The organism is Corynebacterium sp. p3-SID1761, assembly GCF_055862885.1.
On the sequence record NZ_JBSQBJ010000002.1, the window covers coordinates 92,019 to 111,825 of the forward strand.

A 19,807-nucleotide genomic window follows, 5' to 3' on the forward strand; every position below is an offset into this window, starting at 1 on the left:
GTCACATAAGTATCTATGTGGCTCATGAAATACAAAGAGCCCCAGTTTGGGGATAGGAATCTAGAGATAACGCAGCTAGGGAAGGAGGGAAAGCTAATGACCGACGGGCAGGCACAGCCGGCCAAGCCGCACAACGAGCACGGCCATATTCCAGTCATGCGCGACCGCATGGTTGAGCTTGTCGGGTTGGGTGTGCACAGTGCCCAGGCGCCGGAACGCCCCCTAATCGTAGACGGCACCCTCGGTGCTGGTGGGCACAGCGAAGCTTTTCTCGACGCCTTTCCGCACGCCATCGTGGTGGGGCTAGACCGTGATCCCAATGCGCTCGCAGAGGCGAATGAACGTCTGGCAGGCTACGGCGATCGCTTCGTTTCCTATCAGACACGCTTTGACGGAGTGACCGACGCGCTTGAAGACCTCATGGATCAAGGGGCAATTCCTTCCAGTGTGCGTGAGAGTGGAATTTCTGGTTTCCTCTTCGACCTGGGCGTCTCCTCCATGCAGCTCGATCAACCGGAGCGCGGATTCGCCTATGCAGTCGATGCGCCGCTGGACATGCGCATGGATCCCAGCAGCCCTCTGACTGCTGCCGACATTCTGAATACCTACAGCCACGGCGAGATTGCTCGCATTCTCAAGACCTATGGCGATGAAAGGTTCGCAGGGAAGATCGCTTCCGCCGTTGTGCGTGAGCGGGAGAAGCAACCTTTCGACAGCTCCGCACGGCTTGTTGAGTTGCTCTATGCCACGATCCCGGCGGCGTCTCGTCGAACGGGTGGACACCCGGCCAAGCGCACATTCCAAGCACTCCGCGTTGAGGTTAACGCAGAACTCGAATCCCTAGAGAAGCTGATTCCCGAGATTTCCCGTTGGCTCCACGTCGGCGGCGTAGGCGTGTTTATGAGCTACCAATCGCTGGAAGACAAGATCGTCAAGAAGGAATTGGTGCAGCTCAGCAGCTCGAAGACGCCCCCTGGGCTGCCTATGGAACTGCCCGGGATGGAAGCCGAATTTGAGTTACGCACGCGGGGAGCCGAGAAAGCAAGCGAAGCAGAAATCGAGCAGAACTCTCGTGCAGCACCTGTGAGGGTAAGAGCCTTCAGCAGGGTCAACGACAGAGGAAAAACCACATTTCCGCTGGACACGCCCAGTTAGCTAAGCAAAACCCCGAAACATCACTGATAGAAACAAATCCGAACCTCCGAACCTTCGGAAGGAAACACATGACCGCACCAGGCACCATCAACACTCGCCGCCAGCGCACTGACCGCGACCACACCACCTCCGCCGGTCGCGTCGTTACCGACCGCTCCTACGCTGGAAACCGTCCAGAGCGCTCCGGCCAACGCGTCGCCGCCCCGGCCCATCGCCGTAGTGATTGGGGCGCTGCCCGCACGGATCGTGCTCAGCGCACGAGCACAGTGGATCGCAGTGCGCGTCGTTTTGGTGGTAGCCGAGTTGGCTCGCGCCAGCAGGTATCCGTTCGTGGCCGCCGCATCATTGCCCTGGAACGCGGCAATCCGCAGCTGACTCGTCGTATCGCCCTAGCGGTCGCTGTGTTCATCATCGGTGTTGTCTCCGTCATGGCGCTGTCCGCTGCAACCACAAAGCAGTCTTTCCAGATCTCCGAGGCGCAAAAGCACAGCACAACTCTGGAAAACGAAATTGAGAGCCTGAACCGCGATGTAAATAACGCAAAATCCTCTGCGAACATCGCTAAGGAGGCCAGCGAACTGGGCATGGTCACCCCGAAGCAGTCCGGCATCCTGGAAGATCGCAACGGCAAGATTAAGGAAACCCGTCCCGCTGATGCAGAGCGTGGCAAGGACGTTGTGGACGTCAACGGCAATGCCAAGCGCCGAGGTGCTACCAGTGACCCAGAGAAGACCAACCGGGTTGAAGGGCTGCACCCGAACAACCCGATTGTGGCAGGCGATCGCGCTCCGGACGTGAATGCCAGTGCGCCGGGGAATGCGCAGGCAAATGGTGGTCTGCCTTATTCCGGTGGCACGGCAGGGCAAACACCAGGGCAAGCAGCTGCTCCTGCTCCGGCGGCTCCAGCTCCAGCTCCGGCCCCTGCCCCTGCCCCTGCCCCTGCGCCTGCCCAGGCGCAGCGATAAGCGTCAGGGGCCAGACCAGCTTTCCCGCGCGGTTCACAAGCGAGAAGGATCGGTGCGAAAACTTCAGACACGCCGGGAGCAACCCCGGCCTGTTTTCGTATTTGTGGGGACAATAGCCAAGAGTGATTAGAAAGGAGGACAACCACGTGTCGAAAAGTAACGACCGCCGCTCCCCGCGGACGGTTGAAGGTAACTCGTGGTTGATCTTGGATACCTCCTTCGGGCGCTTTAACAAACGCGTCCGTCTTGTGTTCCTTGTTATCTTCTTGACGGTTTTCGCACTTATCCTGCGTTTGGTCTGGGTGCAGCTGGTCGCGAGCCCGTCTTTGTCCACACAGGCACAGTTGCAGCGCACCTCAGTCGTCGCCGAGCCGGCCCTGCGCGGCGGGATCACTGACCGCAACGGCCAGATATTGGCTTACACAATGGATGCCCGCAGCTTGTCAGTGCACCCGAAGAAGCTCGAGTCGTTCATGCAGGAGCGTCATGAACTAGACCCCGAGAACGTGCCGGAGCCAAAGAAGCGCATCGAGGATATCGCCAAGCGCCTGCCGGAGATGATCAACAAAGAAGGCGATGACATCGAGGAAGATGACATCCGTGACAAGCTGAAGAGCGATAAGGACTATGAGGTACTGGTTCGAAACGTCGATCCGGATGTCGCCGAGAAGGTCGCTGAGGAATTCCCCGAGATCACTGCCGAGCGTCAAGATCTGCGTCAGTACCCCAACGGTGCGGTCGCACAAAACATGATCGGCAAGATCAGCACTGATAATCAGGGGCAGTTCGGCCTCGAGCTTTCCCAGGACGCTCGATTGCAGGGGATCAACGGCTCCCGCACTGTAGACGTCGCAGGTGACGGCTACCTGATTCCGGGATCCACCCGTGACGTGCATCCCGCTGTCGATGGTGATTCCTACGAGCTGACCATCGACCTTGACGCGCAGACCTATATGCAGCAGGCATTGCAGCAGGCACGGGAGAAGTCCGGAGCCAAGTCTGCCTCCGCCGTCGTATTGGACTCCAAGACCGGCGAGATTGTTGCCATGGGATCCAGCGATTCGATTGATCCCAACGGTGACATCGAAAAGCAACTGAAGCGTAAGAAGGTCTTTGGCGACCGCCCTACGGCAGATTCCTTTGAACCCGGCTCCGTCGCCAAGATCATGACTGCCGCCGCTGCGATCCAAGAGGGCAAAACGACCCCGGACGAGGTACTTAAGATTCCTGGCAGCATCGACATGGCCGGTGTAACGGTGAAGGACGCCTGGGAACACGGAGAGGTTCCGTACACCACCACCGGTGTTTTTGGTAAGTCGTCTAACGTCGGCACCCTCATGCTTGCGCAGCGGGTAGGCGAGGAGAAGATGTACGACTACTTCCGCAAGTTCGGCGTGGGCCAGGCAGCGGGAGTGGGGTTGCCCTATGAGGTGAGCGGCTACATGCCGGAGCTCAACCAGTGGTCTGGCGGCACCTTCGCCAATCTCCCGATCGGCCAGGGTATGTCGATGAACCTGCTGCAAATGACGAGCATCTACCAGGCGCTGGCAAACGACGGCGTGCGCGTGGAGCCACGATTGATCAAGAAGATCACATCCTCCAACGGCGCTGAGCTGCCCACCGACCCGGCTAAGGAAACTCGGGTAGTCTCCCCGGAGACTGCCCGGACGACCGTTGACATGTTCCGCGCAGTAACCCAAAAGGACGAGACGGGAGTCCAGCAGGGTAGCGGTGCTCCGGCAGCTATTGATGGCTACCAGGTTTCCGGCAAGACAGGTACCGCCCAGCAAATCGACCCGGATTCCGGAGCCTATTCAAATTCTTCCTATTGGATTAACTTTGCGGGTATAGCCCCTGCTGATAAACCTCGCTTCGTCGTGGGAATCATGCTGGACAATCCGCAGCGCGGAACCGACGGCGGCGCGGGCGGAACCGCGGCACCGCTGTTCCACGACATCATGGCGTGGATGCTGGATCACTACAACGTTTCCCCATCTGAAAAGCCCGGACCGAAGTTGATGCTGGAGGCAAATCAATGACATCTGTAAAACGTCTCGCCGAAATCTGCGGTGGTACCCTCACAGGACCCTGGCAAGGCGTGGAGGTTACATCGGCAGCAATCGGCTCGCGAGATGTACAACCGGGCGGGCTCTTCTGCGCAGTTCCAGGGCAGAAGGTACATGGAGCGACCTTCGCCGCGGATAGCAATGCCGTAGCCGTGCTTACTGACGCCGCGGGCCAGCGGATTATTGAAGACGCCCCCACTCCACTTCCGTGCATTGTTGTCGATGATGTACGCGAATGGATGGGTCCGGTTTCCGCAGAGATTTATGGCCACCCGGCGCGTCAGCTGAAGACCATTGGCATCACCGGCACTTCCGGCAAGACAACTACCAGCTACCTCGTCGAAAAGGCTTTGCTGGATTCAGGGCTGAAGGTAGGCCTGATTGGCACGACGGGCACCCGCATTAACGGCAAGCCAATTCCAACTTCGCTGACCACCCCGGAGGCGCCGACCCTCCAGGCGCTGCTGGCGCGCATGGTTGCAGAGGGAGCCACGCACCTGGTCATGGAGGTATCCAGCCACGCATTGCAGCTGGGGCGTGTACGTGGCCTGCATTTTGACGTGGCGGCGTTTACAAACCTCAGCCAAGACCACCTGGATTTCCACCCGACGATGGAGGACTACTTCCAAGCCAAGGCATTGCTTTTCGAGCGAGCGGAGGATGGCCAGCAGCCTGGTACCGCAGTGATTTGCTGTGAAGATGAGTGGGGCGAGCGTATGCGCGACATCGCCGCTCAGTTCTCGTCCACAGTGGCGCTATATCCGCAGACGAAGAACGACTCCGCTGAGCGTCCGGAAGCAAACACCAACCCTGCATGGGCCATCACTTCCGCAGAGGTGTCAGCCAGCGGCCGTCAGCACATTGGGGTGGAGATCACCGGGGCCGAAAGCTCCCGCAAACTGAACTACAGCATCGGCATGGCCGGAGCCTTTAACCAAGCCAATAGCTTGGTTGCTTTGGCCTGTATTGAGGCCGTAACCGGGGAGACGCTCACATCTGAAAGCCCTGCAGTGCAGGCGCTGGCGGATGTGCAGGTGCCAGGTCGCATGCAACTTGTTGAAGCCGGCCAAGACTTCCTGGCCATGGTGGATTACGCACACAAGCCGGGGGCTGTACAGGCGGTGCTAAGTAGTCTCCACGACTACCTTCCTGACCCGCAAGCTCGCATCGGGATTGTCCTCGGTGCCGGTGGCAATCGTGACCACGAGAAGCGTCCCATTATGGGACGCATTGCCGCTGAGCTGGCAGACGCGGTGTTCGTGACGGATGATAATCCTCGAGACGAGGAGCCGTCTACGATCCGGGAAGCGATCTATGCAGGGGCGCGTGAGGGCGTCCTCAAAAAGAAAAAGCAGCAAGAAGACAAAGAGACAGTGTGCGAGATCGTGCCCGACCGGGCTGAGGCTATAGCTGCTGCCGTGAGCTGGGCACAGTCGGGCGATGCAGTGGTTATAGCAGGCAAGGGGCATGAGAAGGGCCAGCTCGTCGCGGGAGTTATGCACCCCTTCGACGATGTGGAGGAGTTGGCGAACGCCTTGGCTCAGCGGGCACAGGCACATTCAGAGCGCGAGGGTAGACAGAGCGAAAGTAGTGAGCAGCGATGATTGAACTAACAACACAACAGATCGCCGACGTGACGGGCGGGTCTCTCATCAACGGCGCGGACCCACAGGCCGTGGTAACCGGACCGGTGGAGTTCGACTCACGCAAGATCACCTCCGGGGCGATCTTTATGGCTCTGCCCGGTGCCAAGGCCGACGGCCACGACTTTGTGGACTCTGCGTTACGCAACGGCGCCGCCCTTCTAGTTGTAGGCCGGGGAGTGGAGCAGCCGGCGCTGTTGGCGGAACCTGTGCAGATGAATGAGCAGACCTCCAATGCGACCGCCTTCGAATTCGACGCAGAAGGCCACGGGGCCGCAGTGCTGGCAGCGGTCGACAAGCTGGCTCGATACAACACCGACGTTCTGGCCGCCGAAGAAGGAATGGTCGTTGTGGGAGTGACCGGCTCCGCAGGTAAGACGTCCACGAAGGACCTGATTGGTGCAGTACTACGGGAGGCGGGGGAGACCGTAGCCCCGCCCGGCAGTTTTAACAATGAGATTGGCCTACCGTACACCGCGTTGCGCGCGGAACGCGAGACGCGCTTCCTGGTCAGCGAAATGTCCGCTCGCGGTGTGGGACACATTCAGCATTTGACGACGGTCACGCCGCCGCGCGTGGGCGTGGTGCTGAATGTCGGCAGTGCCCACCTGGGTGAGTTCGGATCCCGCCAGGCTATCGCCCAAGCCAAGGGTGAGCTGGTAGAAGCTCTGCCACAGGCCGCAGACGGTGGCCTGGCCGTGCTGAACGCCGACGACGACAAGGTAGCGGCAATGGACAAGCGCACCGCAGCGCGCGTAGTGCGATTCTCCACCGAAGGAACCACAGGTGCCGCCGGAGTGCCGGCAGACTACTACGCCACCGACATCGAGCTGGATGCGGTAGCTCGGGCCAGCTTCCTTTTGCACCACCCGAAGGGTGAACCGGTGCGTGTGGAGTTGTCTGTTTTTGGCGCTCACCAGGTGTCCAATGCTCTCGCCGCCGCAGCGGTGGGCATCGAAATGGGTATTGACGCCGCACAGGTTGCGACTTCCCTGAGCTCCCATGTCGCTGCCAGCGTGAACCGCATGGACGTGCGCACGCGCACCTCTGACGGGGTGACCATTATCAACGACTCTTATAATGCCAACCCCGAGTCTATGCGCGCCGGCATCGACGCTTTGGCCTTCACAGCCAAGGGCCGCCCCGATGCGGAGAGCTGGGCTGTCTTGGGCCAGATGGGTGAGCTTGGTGATGATGCAAGTGACGAACACGCAGAGCTGGGCCGAGTGCTCGCTCAGCGGCGAATCGACCACGCCGTCATCGTGGGCAATGGTGTAAACCAGCACGCACTGGCCACTGCCGCCCGTGAAAGTGGAGTGGACACGCAGGTTGTCGAGAATATCGACGGCGCGGTGAACTACCTAGATACGAGTTTGAACTCGCAGGATGTGGTGCTGATTAAGGCATCGTATTCGGATGGACTGTGGGCCGTGGCAGAAGGACTGCTCATCGGCGAAGACCAAGGAGCTTAAAAGACCCATGTTGCAAATCTTTATCGCGGGTGCGGTTGCTTTCGTCGTGTCTGTTGCCCTGACACCCCTGTTGATCCGTTGGTTCTCCGCCGAAGGATTAGGCCAGGAGATCCGAGAAGAGGGGCCGAAATCCCACTTCAAGAAGCGCGGCACCCCGACCATGGGCGGAATCGCCGTCCTCGCTGGCATACTGTTCGGCTACTTGGTGGGCGTACTGGTGGGATTGGCTACCACTGGCGCAGGTCCAGGAGTAAGCGGATGGCTCGTGCTTGGGTTGACCCTAGCACTGGGCGGATTGGGCTTCGCCGATGACTACATCAAGCTAGTCAAGGGACGCAATCTGGGACTAAACGCTAAGGCTAAGCTGGTTGGCCAGCTGGCTACCGCAATTATTTTCGGCGTGCTGATTCTGCAGTTCCCGAATTCCCGTGGCCTCACTCCGGGTTCCACCCACCTCTCGGCCATCCGCGACATCGCTACATTCGATATCGCTATTGGTCCGGCCATCGTGGGCACCATCTTGTTCCTGATTTTTATCTACCTGGTCATTTCCGCTTGGTCCAATGCTGTGAACCTGACCGATGGTTTGGACGGCCTCGCCGGTGGCGTGACCGCAATGGTGATGGGAACCTATGTACTGATTACCTTCTGGCAGTTCCGTAATTCTTGTTCTGTGAGCGCGCAGGCGGCCTGCTATGCGGTACGTGATCCGCTGGATCTGTCGATGCTTGCTTCTGCCGGGCTGGGCGCTTGCCTGGGCTTCCTATGGTGGAACGCTGCACCGGCGAAGATTTTCATGGGCGACACTGGTTCTTTGGCACTGGGTGGTCTGGTGGCAGGTCTATCCATCACCACTCAGACGGAGTTGCTGATGATCCTGGTTGGCATCATCTTCGTTATTGAGGCCGCCTCCGTTGTTATTCAGGTGGTTTCCTTTAAGGCCACCGGTAAGCGCGTTTTCCGAATGGCACCGATTCACCACCACTTTGAGAACAAAGGCTGGGCCGAAACCACCGTGGTTATCCGCTTCTGGTTGCTCGCCGGGTTGGCTGCAATGTCCGGCTTCGCATTGTTCTACGCCGAGTGGTTGAACTCCGCCACTTGGTAGGACGCCCATCAATCAGTAGCTCACTATCAACAGCACATATTTAGCAATGTAAGAACCCGAAGGACAGGCAAAGCCGTGGAACCCACACACGCACTTCAACCCGCAGACGCCCTACACACCATGCGCACCGAGACGATCCTGGTCGCGGGGGCTGGCGTGGCCGGACGAGGCGTGATCTCCATGCTCTGTGCTCTCGGAGCCCGCCACGTCGTGGTCGCCGACGATAACGCACAGGTGCTTAGCCACATTGCCGAGGACGGCGATACCGAACTCCGTTTGCTGGGAGTAGCTGAAGCTACCGAATCGCTTGACCAGCTGGCTCCTCGAATGGTTGTGACCTCTCCGGGGTGGAAGCCCGAGTCCCCATTGCTGGTACGCGCCACAGACCTGGGCATTCCCGTGATAGGGGACATCGCCGCCGCTTGGCTGGCCGACCAGGCAGGGGCTTTCGGCGAGCCACGAACGTGGCTAGCCATTACCGGCACCAATGGCAAAACGACAACCACTGCCATGCTGACGTCCATGTTGGTTGCGGATGGGCGCGCAGCCCTTTCGGTCGGCAATATCGGAATCGCACCCGCGGCCGCGTTGGCTGCGCAGCACCGGGGTGCTCCGCGATCGGATGTCTTTGTCGCGGAAGTGTCCAGTTTCCAGCTGCACTGGGCTCCCATGTTTGTGCCCACAGTGGGTTGCATCCTCAACCTTGCCGAGGACCACCTGGATTGGCATGGAAGTTATGAAAACTATTGTGCAGACAAGGCGCAGGTCTTGACTGCAACGGATTCCATCCTGGCATTGGACGACGCCGACGTACTGTCCACTGCACAAGCCCGCCAGGTAGCGGCGTGCGGTGCCTACACGATTCACGATCCGGAACAGGCGGCGTCACCAGTAACGAAGGACATAGAGCGCATCGTCGGCGTGCGCAATGGACGGCTAGTCGAGGCGAACCTCGGCGATCCCAGCCAAATCACTGACCTGGCGCCGGCTCAAGGCATCAGCCCGCCCGGCCCCGCGGGACTGGCCGATGCTGCGGCCAGTGCGGCGATGGCACGTGCTGTAGGCGTGACGCCGGAGGCCATCCAAAACGCACTAGCTGGCTTCCAGGTGCAGGCCCACCGTGGTCAGGTTGTCCTGAAACACCGCGGGGTGACGTGGATCGATAATTCGAAGGCCACGAACCCACACGCCGCCGAAGCAGCCCTCCGCGGTCAGCACAACGTTATTTGGATTGCCGGCGGCCAGTTAAAGGGCGCGGCTGTTGACGGATTAATCCGTGCGATCGGCGGTGCTCTTAAAGCTGTCGTGGCTCTCGGCGTGGACCGGAAGGAACTCGCCGCCGAGGTCTCACGGCAGCTGCCGGAACTGCCGATCACCCTTATTGACGCCACCGATCCAGAGGAAGCAATGCGTGCCGTCGCCCGTGCCGCCCACGAGCTGGCAGAACCGGGGGACAGCGTGGTGCTGGCACCGGCGGCTGCGTCACTGGACATGTTTAGCGGGATGAGCCAGCGTGGCGACCTGTTTGCCCAATATGCCTTGGCTTATGCTGAGGCTGATTCATCCGGTCACACACAGCCTGACGATCCGGCAGCACACACGAAGCAGGAAAAGGGGTAGGTGTTTTTCCATGTCCACTCCGACATCCAATTCCAAGCGACGGCAAATCCCCGGCGCGGGGAAGCCCGCACAACGTAGCGCACAGGATCCACAGGCGCGCGAGAGCGTACAGCAGAAGGATGATCGAGCGAATAGCAATGAGCGTGGCTTCGCGTCTTTGCAGCGCAAAGTCTCCGCACAGCTGGCCACTCCGCAGCTGAATTACAAGGTGCTGATGGTCGTTACCGCCTGTCTGACCGTTTTGGGTCTGATCATGGTGCTGTCGTCCTCGATGGTGACCTCTTATGCAAGCGGCGCGAGTGTGTTCGGCGAGTTCATCAAGCAGGCCATGGTTGTGGTTATCGGCCTGGTGGTGATGTGGTTTGCACTGCGCATGCGCCCGGAGACAGTACGAAAGTACTCGCCGTCGTTGTTGGTGATCGCGATCTTGATGCTGATTGCCGTGCTTATCCCCGGCATCGGTGTTGGTGGTGACGAGGTCGGCTCGAATTCATGGATCCGCATTGGTCCCATCGGTGTGCAGCCCTCCGAGGTGGCCAAGCTGGCTCTAGCAGTGTGGGGAGCGGCGACTGTGAGCTACCGGGCGCGCGCAACGCAGCGCTTGAACACCGGGCTGGGTGCCTTCATTGCTATTAGCGCGGTGATCATGCTGCTGGTGTTGTTCCAAAAGGACCTGGGAATGATGTTCTCCGTTGGCATCGTGGTCGCCGCCTTGATGTTCTTTGCAGGAGTTGATAAACGGGTCTTCTTCACCATGCTGGGTAGCGTTGCATTGCTCGGAGTATTCGCGATTTCCCGCAAGAGCTTCCGTGGTGCACGTATCACGACATGGAAGGATGCTCTGACCCTGAATTTCGGCGACACTACGACACAGGGTGCGGCCTACCAGTCTCACCAGGGAATCCTTTCCCTTTCCGACGGCGGGCTTTTCGGCGCCGGTTTGGGGCAGTCCCGTGCCAAGTGGTTTTATCTGCCTGAGGCGAAGAACGACTTCATTTTCGCCATCGTTGGTGAAGAGCTGGGTCTGTTCGGCACGGTGATTGTAGTCATTCTGTTCGGAATGCTTGCGTTTTTCGGCACTCGTACGGCGTTGGCTCAGGCGGATCCTTTCCTCCGGCTATTGGCGGGCACGCTGACGATTGGTATTGCTGTGCAGGCGTTTTTCAACATGGGGTACGTCGTTGGCCTGCTGCCGGTGACCGGTATTCAATTGCCACTGATCTCCGCAGGTGGTTCCTCCGCGATCATCACTTTGCTTTCCATGGGGTTGCTGTGCAATTGTGCGCGCAATGAGCCGGAGACGATTTCTTCCATGCAGCACGAGGGACGCCCGCTGATCGACCGTATCCTTATGCTCCCGGAGCCCCGGGGGTATAAAGCCGGAGAACAGCGCCGTACAGAGCGTCGTGAGACGGCCTATAGCTATGGGGAACCAGTCACCCGTCAACGGGTTAGTGCAGGCCGCGGCAGCCAAGACGTGCGTCGGGAACGCGACCGGGTGGAGCGATCGATCCGCCGGGTCGGTGGGGAGTCCCGCTTGCGTGGCTACGATGGGGTACGAAGGCAGGATCTTCCCCCAACGGCTACTCCCAAACCAATGCCACGCAGCCGCAATCGGGCTGATAGTTCAGGGCAGGAGAGAGCCCGCAAGACCCGCAGAAATCTAGATAACCGACACAGGAGGCGCTAGCCCAGTGAACCCGAAGCCAGAAGCCGACCGGAAGCTATCAGTCGTCGTTGCCGGCGGCGGAACGGCAGGACACATTGAGCCCGCCATGGCCGTGGCAGAAGCGGTGCGCGCTCAGCGCCCCGATGCACGCATTACGGCGTTGGGAACCAGCCGCGGTTTGGAAACCACGCTGGTGCCCGCTCGCGGCTTTGATTTGAAGCTGATTCCACCAGTGCCGGTGCCCCGCAAACTGAACAAGGATCTAGCCACCCTGCCGCTGCGCCTGCGTAAAGCTCTCAAGGAAACCAAGCAGATCCTGCGGGAAGTGGAAGCTGATGTGGTGATCGGGTTCGGCGGTTATGTGTCCGCACCGGCATATCTGGCTGCACGCGCCCTCAAGATTCCCTTCTTCGTCCACGAGGCGAATGCCCGTGCGGGCGTAGCCAACAAATTGGGAGTAAAGCTGGGCGGTACGGGGCTGGCAGCAGTCGAAGATTCCGGTCTGGAGGCCGAGGTCGTAGGCATCCCGGTGCGTGACGCAGTTCTGAAAATGGATCGCAAGGCTTTACGGGCAGAGGCTCGGGAGTTCTTCGGCGTGGATGCAGAAGCACCGCTGCTGCTAGTCACCGGCGGATCCCAGGGCGCACGCAGCATCAACGAGGCCGTTGTGAGCGCAGCGAAGACTCTGCAGGACGCGGGCATTGGCGTGCTTCACGCGTATGGCAAGAAAAATACGGTGGAGCTGCCCAAGGAGGTCCAGGAAGGAAAGCCACCTTATGTAGCCGTTCCCTATATCGAACGAATGGACTTGGCGCTGGCCGCCGCCGATGCCATCCTGTGCCGTTCCGGTGCTATGACTGTCGCCGAAGTATCCGCAGTGGGCCTTCCAGGCATCTACGTGCCTTTGCCACATGGCAATGGCGAACAAGAGCTCAACGTTCGTCCGATCACTCACGCTGGCGGTGGAGTAATCATCAAGGACGCCGAACTTACCGAACATCGCGTCGCCCAGGAAGTTATCCCATTGTTGCGCGATGAGACCCGTTGGCAGGCCGCCAGCCTTGCCACCCTCGCAGCAGGGCACCGCGACGCGGCACAGAAAATTGCACAGAAGATTATCGCTGCCGCCTACAAGCGTTAGCGTTCTGACGAAGCCACACTTTCCCCCTCCCTTCTTAGAAAGGCACCTTCTTCCACGATGAGCGAGCAGCCCCAAACCACGGATCTCACACGCGTACACATGGTGGGTATCGGCGGAGCCGGAATGTCCGGCATTGCCCGCATTCTGCTGGATCGCGGCTACCAGGTCAGCGGTTCTGACATGAAGGAGTCACGCAGCATTCTGGCGCTGCGTGCAGCCGGGGCACAGATCCAGGTGGAGCATTCAGCGGATAACCTGCGCCTCCTAGGCGACCTGCCGTCCGTAGTCGTCACTTCTTTCGCAGCAATCCCGCAGGACAATCCGGAGCTCGTTGCCGCTCGCGAGTCGGGTATCCCGGTGCTTCGTCGATCCGATGTTCTGGCACTGTTGTTGCAGGATAGGCGTGCATTCCTACTAGCGGGCACGCATGGAAAGACCTCAACTACATCGATGGCCGTAGCCGCCTTGCAGTCCGCGGGACAGGATCCTTCTTTTGCCATTGGTGGGCAGCTGAACCGTGCGGGCACGAACGCACACCACGGCACGGGCGATATCTTCGTCGCCGAGGCGGATGAATCCGATGGCTCCTTCCTGTCCTACTCGCCAGAGGTGGCGGTCGTGACGAACATCGAACCCGATCACCTGGATTACTTCAAGACCGAACAGGCCTATCGCGAAGTCTTTGAAAAGTTCGCCCACCGCATTATTGAAGGTGGTTACTTGGTGGCCTGCCTTGACGATCCGGGGTCGGCTGCGCTCGCGGAGGGTTTGGTAGCTGCTGCGGCCGATGGCATGGATCTGCCCTTTACCGTTGTGGGATATGGCACGGCCGAAGCTTGTGACGCCCACTCTTCCGTTACCCCAGCGGCCATTATCGAAGCCACGGAGGTGACTGCCGAAGGGACTGTCTCTACGCTGCGACTGACTGAGGCCACCCCGGCTGCCGGAGAATACTCCCTGCGCGTGGCCATCCCCGGTATTCACATGGTGCTCAATGCCACGGCGGCGGGGCTGGGCAGCGTGCTGTTGGGAGCGGATATGGACAAGGTGTTTGCTGGTATTGCCGGTTTTGACGGTGTACGCCGTCGTTTCGAATACCACGGCACTCGTCGTGAGGTTGAGGTCTACGATGATTACGCCCACCACCCGACTGAGGTGGCGGCCGTTTTGTCGGCTGCGCGCCAGCGAGTGGAGGCTCGCGGCGGACGCATTGTGGCGGTTTTCCAGCCGCACTTGTTCTCCCGCACAATGAATTTCGCACAGGAGTTCGCCGACGCACTTTCTCTGGCTGATCAGGTGGTGCTGTTGGATATCTTCGGCGCTCGCGAGGAGCCCGTGGAGGGAGTCGATTCTCGCATCATCGGAGACAAGATCGACGCTTCCACCCAGTGGGTATTTGAACCTGATTTCTCCAGCGTGGCGGGCGTCGTTGCCGACCTAGCACAGCCTGGTGACATGGTTCTGACCATTGGTGCGGGAACCGTGACAATGCTGGCGGATGAGATTCTCCTGCAGCTGGACCGTGGTGATCGCGGGTGAGTAGGGCGTCCAGAATTACACGCGATAGCGCAGCGCGCGCCAAGGGCAAGAAGTTCCTGAAGAAGAATGGGGCGCCGAAGAAGCGCGTGCAGAAGATTATCGCGGGGCTGGTGGCGCTTATCGTGCTGCTGGGCGTGTTGATGTATGCGGTGCCGATCCTTAAAGTGGCGCAGATCGACGTGCAGGGTACGACTCATGCGGACGTGGAAGCGATTCGCGAGGCCAGCACCATTAATGCTGGCGATAACATGCTGCGCCTGGACATGGCCAGCGCCGCTAAGGGAGTTTCCAGTGTGGCGTGGGTGGAAAAGGTGACGGTGAAGCGTTCCTGGCCTACGACGGTCACGGTCGAGGTGACTGAGCACAATGCCGTGGGCTATGTGATGGACGGCGACACGCCGCATGTCGTGGACGAGAACGGGCAGGTGTTCCTAACGGGTGTGAAGCCCGAGGGTGCTTTGGAGTTTAAGAAAACCAAGCCGGACGATGCCCGCGCGATCGATTCAGCGTCCAAGGTTCTCCAGACTTTGTCCCCAGAACTGCGGGGCAAGTTGGAGGGGATCGAGGCTGGTTCAGCAGATAGCATCCGCCTGTTTTTCCCTAATCAGGTGGTGTATTGGGGTTCGTCCGACAGGGCGGATGAGAAGGCTGAAGCGACCCGTATCGTGCTGGGGCGTAAGGGAAATTGGAACGTTTCCAACCCCGCGATGCCCACCGTGAAGTAGGGCTGAAACCCCAGCTTAAGCCTTAAGTTGAACTTTAAGGATACGACACGCCACCAAAATGTGCGCCGCTAAATGCTTGACGGCTAGGAAGATGGACGCAACAGCAAACCGGCAAACCGCAAAGCACGAAAAATTCATTAGGAAGGCGGACAAGCACACATGACGAATCCTGGAAACCACCTCGCTGAGATCAAGGTGGTCGGCGTCGGCGGCGGCGGAGTAAACGCCGTCAACCGCATGATCGACGAGCAGCTGCAGGGCGTGGAGTTCATTGCGATCAACACCGACGCACAGGCATTGATGCTCACCGATGCGGATATCAAGCTGGATATCGGTCGAGAGGAGACCCGTGGCCTGGGCGCAGGTGCCAACCCGGAGGTGGGCCGCAAGTCTGCCGAGGATCACAAGGATCAGATCGAGGAGATCCTCGCCGGTGCCGACATGGTCTTCGTCACCGCCGGTGAGGGTGGCGGCACGGGTACGGGTGCTGCACCGGTCGTGGCCAATATTGCTAAGAAGCAGAATGCCCTGACTGTCGGTGTGGTTACCCGCCCCTTCGGCTTTGAAGGCCGTCGTCGCAGCAAGCAGGCAATGGAAGGCATCGAGGCCCTGCGCGAGGTATGCGATACCCTCATCGTCATCCCCAACGACTCCCTGCTAAAGATGTCCGAAGAGCAGCTGTCCATGATGGAGGCCTTCCGCAAGGCCGACGAGGTGTTGCTGAGCGGTGTTGAGGGCATCACCAAGCTGATCACCACCCCGGGTGTGATCAACGTGGACTTCGCCGACGTACGTTCCGTTATGACCGACGCGGGCTCCGCGCTGATGGGTATCGGTACCGCCCGTGGCGAACAGCGCGCCGTGAAGGCTACCCAGGCCGCCATCAACTCTCCGCTGCTGGAAAGCACCATGGAAGGTGCCAAGGGCGTGCTGCTGTCCTTCGCTGGTGGTTCGGATCTGGGTCTCCTGGAGGTCTCCCAGGCCGCGGATCTGGTGGAGGAGAAGGCCGACGAGGACGTCAACCTGATCTTCGGTACCATCATCGACGATCAGCTGGGCGACGAGGTGCGTGTGACCGTCATTGCTACCGGCTTCGACGATTCTCCGTCTGCACCTTCTGCTAACCAGCGTGCCGGTGCACACCGTGCGCCCGAGAATGCTGACGCGGGCGCTGCCCAGCCGACGAATCTGTTCGGCGGTCAGGAAGCACCACAGGCAGGCCAGAACTCCCAGTATGCAGTGCAGGGACAGCAGATCCCGGTACAGCAGGAACAGCAGGTTGATCCGGCTCAGCAGGCAGGCGCGCAGTCTAGCTTCGCGCAGCGTCGTGGCACCATGCCGCAGCCGACGCAGCAGGCACAGCCGAACCAGGGCGGCGGCTTGTTCACTACTGCTTCCCAGCAGCCTCAGAATCCGACCAACGCGAATGTTGACCTGTCGGAGGAAGAGGATGACCTGGATCTGCCGGACTTCAACTAGAAGTTCGCATCCAGCAATCAGCGTGAGGAGCAGGAGCTTCCCATGAGCCCTAAGAACCACGACCAGCAGCAACCCCAGCCTAAGGTGCGGAAGGTCTTTACGGATCGCAATGGTGGCGTGTCCACCGGCGCCTATGGGTCCTTTAACCTCGGCGATCACGTAGGTGACGACCCTGCGGCTGTCGCCCAGAATCGTCGGCGTCTCGCCGATGTCTTGGGGCTCGCTGTGGAACGACTGGTGTTCATGGAGCAAATCCATTCGCCGAACGTCACGGAGGTCACCGCCGACCACCTGACAACCGGCACCTCCCCGATTATCGAAGCAACCGACGCTTTGATTACCACCCTGCGCGGGACTGCCCTGATCGTCCTTACAGCGGACTGCGTTCCGGTTTTGCTATCCGATGAGGACGCAGGCGTGGTCGCGGCGGTTCACGCTGGTCGCATGGGAGCTCGCAATGGGATCTTGAAGCGCGTGATCGCTCGCATGGAGGATCTCGGTGCTGTTCCCAGCAATATTCATGCGCTGCTCGGCGCTGCTGCAAGCGGCGAGAACTACGAGGTACCGAAGGCTATGGCAGCCGATGTGGAATCTAAACTTCCCGGTTCCGCCACAACTACTGCCAAAGGCACCAGCGGGCTGGACATTCGTGCTGGTCTAACCCGCCAACTGCTTTCCCTTGGGGTGCGTAGTATCGACGCCGACCCGCGCTGCACTATCGCTTCGGAAAACGCCGATCGTTTCTTCTCCTACCGCCGAGAGGGGACGACAGGCCGCCAAGCGGGCGTAGTGTGGATGCCATGACAGAGCAGCTGAGCGAAACTCACGAGCCGAGCGACCTGCCAGGCGGGGATGCAGAGCTCGGGCCGCGCGCCCGAGAGCTCGCCGAAAACCTGGCGCAGGTGCGTCGCCGCATCGCGGTCGCTGGGGGAGCGGATTTGCTGCCCATCACCAAGTTCCACCCTGCGGAGGACGTCCGACTGCTGGTACGTTTGGGCGTCACTGCTGTCGGCGAGAACCGCGAACAGGAAGCGCGCGATAAACACGCGCAATTGGCGGAGACAGGACTTCAGTTCCACATGGTGGGGCAGGTTCAGACCAAAAAGGCGAACTCCGTGGCACGATGGGCCGCAGCGGTACATACAGTCGATTCCTTGAAGCTGCTGCAGGCGCTCGACCGTGGCGCCGCGTTAGCCTTAGAACGAGGCGACCGCGAGTCTGCTCTGCCGGTTCTGTTGCAGTACAGTGCCGACGGAGATCCGCAGCGTGGCGGGGCAGTGGAAGCGGATATCGACGAGCTCGCCGACGCCGTCTCCGCGGCGGAGAATTTGGAGCTGCGCGGACTAATGACTGTGCCCCCGCTGGAGGCAGATCCGGCGACCGTGTTCGCCCGTGGACGGCAGCTCGTTGAGCGGATTTCCGACCGGGTGGTGGGTGCCCCAGTGTACTCCGCGGGGATGAGCGGTGACCTGGAGATCGCCATCGCGGAAGGCTCCACGCTGGTGCGTGTCGGTACGGATATTATGGGCGCGCGATCAGTACTTTAAACCAAGAAGTTAATAATTAAACACCCTCGAAAACTAGCAACGGAAGGTTCCTCAAGAGCAATGGCAGACAACTTTATGGACAAGACCAAGCGCTTCTTCGGTTTTGATCCCGTGGAATCCTACGATGCCGATTACTACAGCGACGGCTACGGTTCCCGTGATCGTTCCGACCGTGCAGACCGTGCCGATCGCGATGTACACGAGCCTTCCTACCGCTCCCGTTCGGACCGCGATCACCGGGATCACTTGGATCGTGCGGAGCGTGGTGAGCGCGGTGATCGTTATAGCCGTTCCGAGTTCTCGGATCGCGAGGATCGTTACTCTTCTCGTGGCTCAAGCTTCGCTGATTCTGACGCCACCTTTGACTCCGGCTACTCCTCCTCTTACTCCGGCGCAGCCGCCGAGGAGAAGGATCCTTCGGCATTCGTGTCTTTCACCTTGAGCTCTTACACCCAGGCGGGCGAACTAGTGGAGAACCTGAAGGCACGTGAAGTTGTTGTCTTTTCCCTGAGCGGTATGGAAAAGGGCGAAGCTAAGCGTGTTCTGGATTTCGCTGCAGGCCTGAGCCGTGGCCTGGATGCTCAGCTGAAGAAGCTAAAGGGTGTGCGTAACTTCATCTTGCTGCCGAAGGGCGTGACCCTGGCCCAGGATCAGCTGGACGCCATCGCGGAGACCATCTAAGTTTTTAAGATCCTTTGGACAATCGTCGTTAGCCAGTAATAGCCCGCGTCGGAATGCATCGGCCGGGCTTTCATTGGTAGAAAGAGCTGTTGTAAGTGAACGAAATCCTACTTGTGCTGCTGTGGCTGATTCGCCTGTATGTGCTGATCCTGATTCTGCGCATCATCATTGAGATGATTCAATCGTTCTCGCGTAATTGGCGACCACAGCGTTGGTTCACCATCGTGGCGGAACCCTTGTTTGTTCTTACCGACCCTCCGGTCAAGGCGTTGCGCAAGCTGATTCCTCCGATCCAACTTGGGGGAGTGGGATTGGATGTCTCCGTATTAGTTCTCTTCTTCGGACTTCAGCTGTTGAGCATGTTGCTGGGAGCGTTTATTCGCTAAGCTCTCAGTAAGCCCTCAGTGCGAGTATAAACCCGCCAGATCTAACCCTGAATTGGGGGTGATGAGGGGAGTGAGCTAGCGGGTACAAAGCTCGCTAAAGTTCACTATTGAAGCTGCTTCCAGCAGTTTCTTTGGATCCTAAAATTAAGGGGGTGGCTAGTGGGGGAGGGATGGCGACAAATAATCACAAGACTGTTGTGAATAATCGTTCAAGACACTAATATTAGGGACATCTTCGCGGTACGTGAGTGAGGCTGCGGAGATGTCGTGTGTAGTGACGGAAACCGCTACTGGTTGGGAATGTGGGTCCTAGCCGGTGGCGGTTTTCCTTTTTCCGTCATCTGTTAGAACGCTGTCCACTGGCGAGTGTTACGTATTCTCCAAAAAAGGGCAGAAGATCTTCTATGGGGGTGCCTGTGGGGGTGGAGTGTAGCCTGTGATACAGATGTGGTGTTCGTAAATTAAAGTTATTCTAGGGCTAGGGGTCAATCTCTATCTGAAGTTGAGACTGTCCCGGTGGAAACTGGTATGCTTTGTAGCTGTTTCATAAACCATCAATAGTTCATTACTGTTGCGAACGCCTTCTAGCACTTTGAGGCAATCCGAAAGGG

At 59.4% G+C, this 19,807-nt stretch carries 16 protein-coding genes; all 16 read left to right on the forward strand.

What is annotated here, in order from left to right:
• Positions 1-96 precede the first annotated feature (96 nt).
• The 16 genes from rsmH to ACWXWJ_RS02375 all read left to right on the forward strand — a co-directional run bounded on the left by rsmH (position 97) and on the right by ACWXWJ_RS02375 (position 19,196).
• Complete coding sequence (gene rsmH / locus ACWXWJ_RS02300; protein WP_293791341.1) at positions 97-1,155, forward strand: 16S rRNA (cytosine(1402)-N(4))-methyltransferase RsmH; 1,059 nt, start codon at positions 97-99, stop codon at positions 1,153-1,155.
• Between the two features lie 68 nt (positions 1,156-1,223).
• Entirely contained in the window at positions 1,224-2,120 is an 897-nt protein-coding gene (ftsL, locus tag ACWXWJ_RS02305; RefSeq protein ID WP_473963424.1) for a cell division protein FtsL, read from the forward strand.
• A gap of 146 nt (positions 2,121-2,266) precedes the next feature.
• Positions 2,267-4,159 (forward strand): peptidoglycan D,D-transpeptidase FtsI family protein, encoded by a 1,893-nt coding sequence (locus ACWXWJ_RS02310; protein WP_473963425.1) that lies wholly within the window; start codon positions 2,267-2,269, stop codon positions 4,157-4,159.
• A complete protein-coding gene (locus ACWXWJ_RS02315; protein WP_473963426.1) occupies positions 4,156-5,790 on the forward strand; it encodes a UDP-N-acetylmuramoyl-L-alanyl-D-glutamate--2,6-diaminopimelate ligase in 1,635 nt (544 codons plus the stop codon). The genes ACWXWJ_RS02310 and ACWXWJ_RS02315 overlap by 4 nt, the downstream gene beginning before the upstream one ends.
• Complete coding sequence (locus tag ACWXWJ_RS02320; RefSeq protein ID WP_473963427.1) at positions 5,787-7,301, forward strand: UDP-N-acetylmuramoyl-tripeptide--D-alanyl-D-alanine ligase; 1,515 nt, start codon at positions 5,787-5,789, stop codon at positions 7,299-7,301. Before ACWXWJ_RS02315 ends, ACWXWJ_RS02320 begins: the two co-directional genes overlap by 4 nt.
• A 7-nt stretch (positions 7,302-7,308) precedes the next feature.
• On the forward strand, positions 7,309-8,409 hold the full coding sequence (mraY, locus tag ACWXWJ_RS02325) for a phospho-N-acetylmuramoyl-pentapeptide-transferase (RefSeq protein WP_473963428.1): 1,101 nt from the start codon (positions 7,309-7,311) through the stop codon (positions 8,407-8,409).
• 75 nt (positions 8,410-8,484) lie between these two features.
• Positions 8,485-10,029, forward strand: coding sequence for a UDP-N-acetylmuramoyl-L-alanine--D-glutamate ligase (murD, locus tag ACWXWJ_RS02330; RefSeq protein WP_473963429.1), 1,545 nt, complete (start codon positions 8,485-8,487; stop codon positions 10,027-10,029).
• A gap of 10 nt (positions 10,030-10,039) precedes the next feature.
• Entirely contained in the window at positions 10,040-11,719 is a 1,680-nt protein-coding gene (gene ftsW / locus ACWXWJ_RS02335) for a putative lipid II flippase FtsW (protein WP_473963430.1), read from the forward strand.
• Positions 11,720-11,723: 4 nt separating this feature from the next.
• A complete protein-coding gene (murG, locus tag ACWXWJ_RS02340) occupies positions 11,724-12,839 on the forward strand; it encodes an undecaprenyldiphospho-muramoylpentapeptide beta-N-acetylglucosaminyltransferase (RefSeq protein ID WP_473963431.1) in 1,116 nt (371 codons plus the stop codon).
• A 57-nt stretch (positions 12,840-12,896) separates the two neighbouring features.
• Positions 12,897-14,378 (forward strand): UDP-N-acetylmuramate--L-alanine ligase, encoded by a 1,482-nt coding sequence (gene murC / locus ACWXWJ_RS02345; RefSeq protein ID WP_473963432.1) that lies wholly within the window; start codon positions 12,897-12,899, stop codon positions 14,376-14,378.
• Positions 14,375-15,103: a cell division protein FtsQ/DivIB gene (locus ACWXWJ_RS02350; protein WP_293791332.1), complete on the forward strand. Its 729-nt coding sequence runs from the start codon at positions 14,375-14,377 to the stop codon at positions 15,101-15,103. The genes murC and ACWXWJ_RS02350 overlap by 4 nt, the downstream gene beginning before the upstream one ends.
• A 159-nt stretch (positions 15,104-15,262) precedes the next feature.
• Positions 15,263-16,582: a cell division protein FtsZ gene (ftsZ, locus tag ACWXWJ_RS02355; protein WP_293791331.1), complete on the forward strand. Its 1,320-nt coding sequence runs from the start codon at positions 15,263-15,265 to the stop codon at positions 16,580-16,582.
• Positions 16,583-16,624: 42 nt separating this feature from the next.
• The gene (gene pgeF / locus ACWXWJ_RS02360; protein WP_473963433.1) at positions 16,625-17,386 is read left to right on the forward strand and encodes a peptidoglycan editing factor PgeF; all 762 of its coding nucleotides are present in this window, start codon (positions 16,625-16,627) and stop codon (positions 17,384-17,386) included.
• On the forward strand, positions 17,383-18,129 hold the full coding sequence (locus ACWXWJ_RS02365) for a YggS family pyridoxal phosphate-dependent enzyme (RefSeq protein WP_473963434.1): 747 nt from the start codon (positions 17,383-17,385) through the stop codon (positions 18,127-18,129). Before pgeF ends, ACWXWJ_RS02365 begins: the two co-directional genes overlap by 4 nt.
• Before the next feature lie 60 nt (positions 18,130-18,189).
• Positions 18,190-18,810 carry a cell division protein SepF gene (locus ACWXWJ_RS02370; protein ID WP_473963435.1) on the forward strand — a complete coding sequence of 207 codons (621 nt, stop codon included), beginning with the start codon at positions 18,190-18,192 and terminating at the stop codon, positions 18,808-18,810.
• Positions 18,811-18,905: 95 nt separating this feature from the next.
• Positions 18,906-19,196, forward strand: a complete 291-nt coding sequence (locus ACWXWJ_RS02375; RefSeq protein WP_293791327.1) for a YggT family protein — start codon at positions 18,906-18,908, stop codon at positions 19,194-19,196.
• Positions 19,197-19,807: the final 611 nt, after the last annotated feature.

What these genes read in the sequence shown, in the direction of transcription:
- rsmH (WP_293791341.1), top strand. Translation starts at nt 97, where the DNA reads ATGACCGACGGGCAGGCACAGCCGGCCAAGCCGCACAACGAGCACGGC.
- ftsL (WP_473963424.1), top strand. Translation starts at nt 1,224, where the DNA reads ATGACCGCACCAGGCACCATCAACACTCGCCGCCAGCGCACTGACCGC.
- ACWXWJ_RS02315 (WP_473963426.1), top strand. Translation starts at nt 4,156, where the DNA reads ATGACATCTGTAAAACGTCTCGCCGAAATCTGCGGTGGTACCCTCACA.
- ACWXWJ_RS02320 (WP_473963427.1), top strand. Translation starts at nt 5,787, where the DNA reads ATGATTGAACTAACAACACAACAGATCGCCGACGTGACGGGCGGGTCT.
- mraY (WP_473963428.1), top strand. Translation starts at nt 7,309, where the DNA reads ATGTTGCAAATCTTTATCGCGGGTGCGGTTGCTTTCGTCGTGTCTGTT.
- ftsW (WP_473963430.1), top strand. Translation starts at nt 10,040, where the DNA reads ATGTCCACTCCGACATCCAATTCCAAGCGACGGCAAATCCCCGGCGCG.
- murC (WP_473963432.1), top strand. Translation starts at nt 12,897, where the DNA reads ATGAGCGAGCAGCCCCAAACCACGGATCTCACACGCGTACACATGGTG.
- ftsZ (WP_293791331.1), top strand. Translation starts at nt 15,263, where the DNA reads ATGACGAATCCTGGAAACCACCTCGCTGAGATCAAGGTGGTCGGCGTC.
- pgeF (WP_473963433.1), top strand. Translation starts at nt 16,625, where the DNA reads ATGAGCCCTAAGAACCACGACCAGCAGCAACCCCAGCCTAAGGTGCGG.
- ACWXWJ_RS02365 (WP_473963434.1), top strand. Translation starts at nt 17,383, where the DNA reads ATGACAGAGCAGCTGAGCGAAACTCACGAGCCGAGCGACCTGCCAGGC.
- ACWXWJ_RS02370 (WP_473963435.1), top strand. Translation starts at nt 18,190, where the DNA reads ATGGCAGACAACTTTATGGACAAGACCAAGCGCTTCTTCGGTTTTGAT.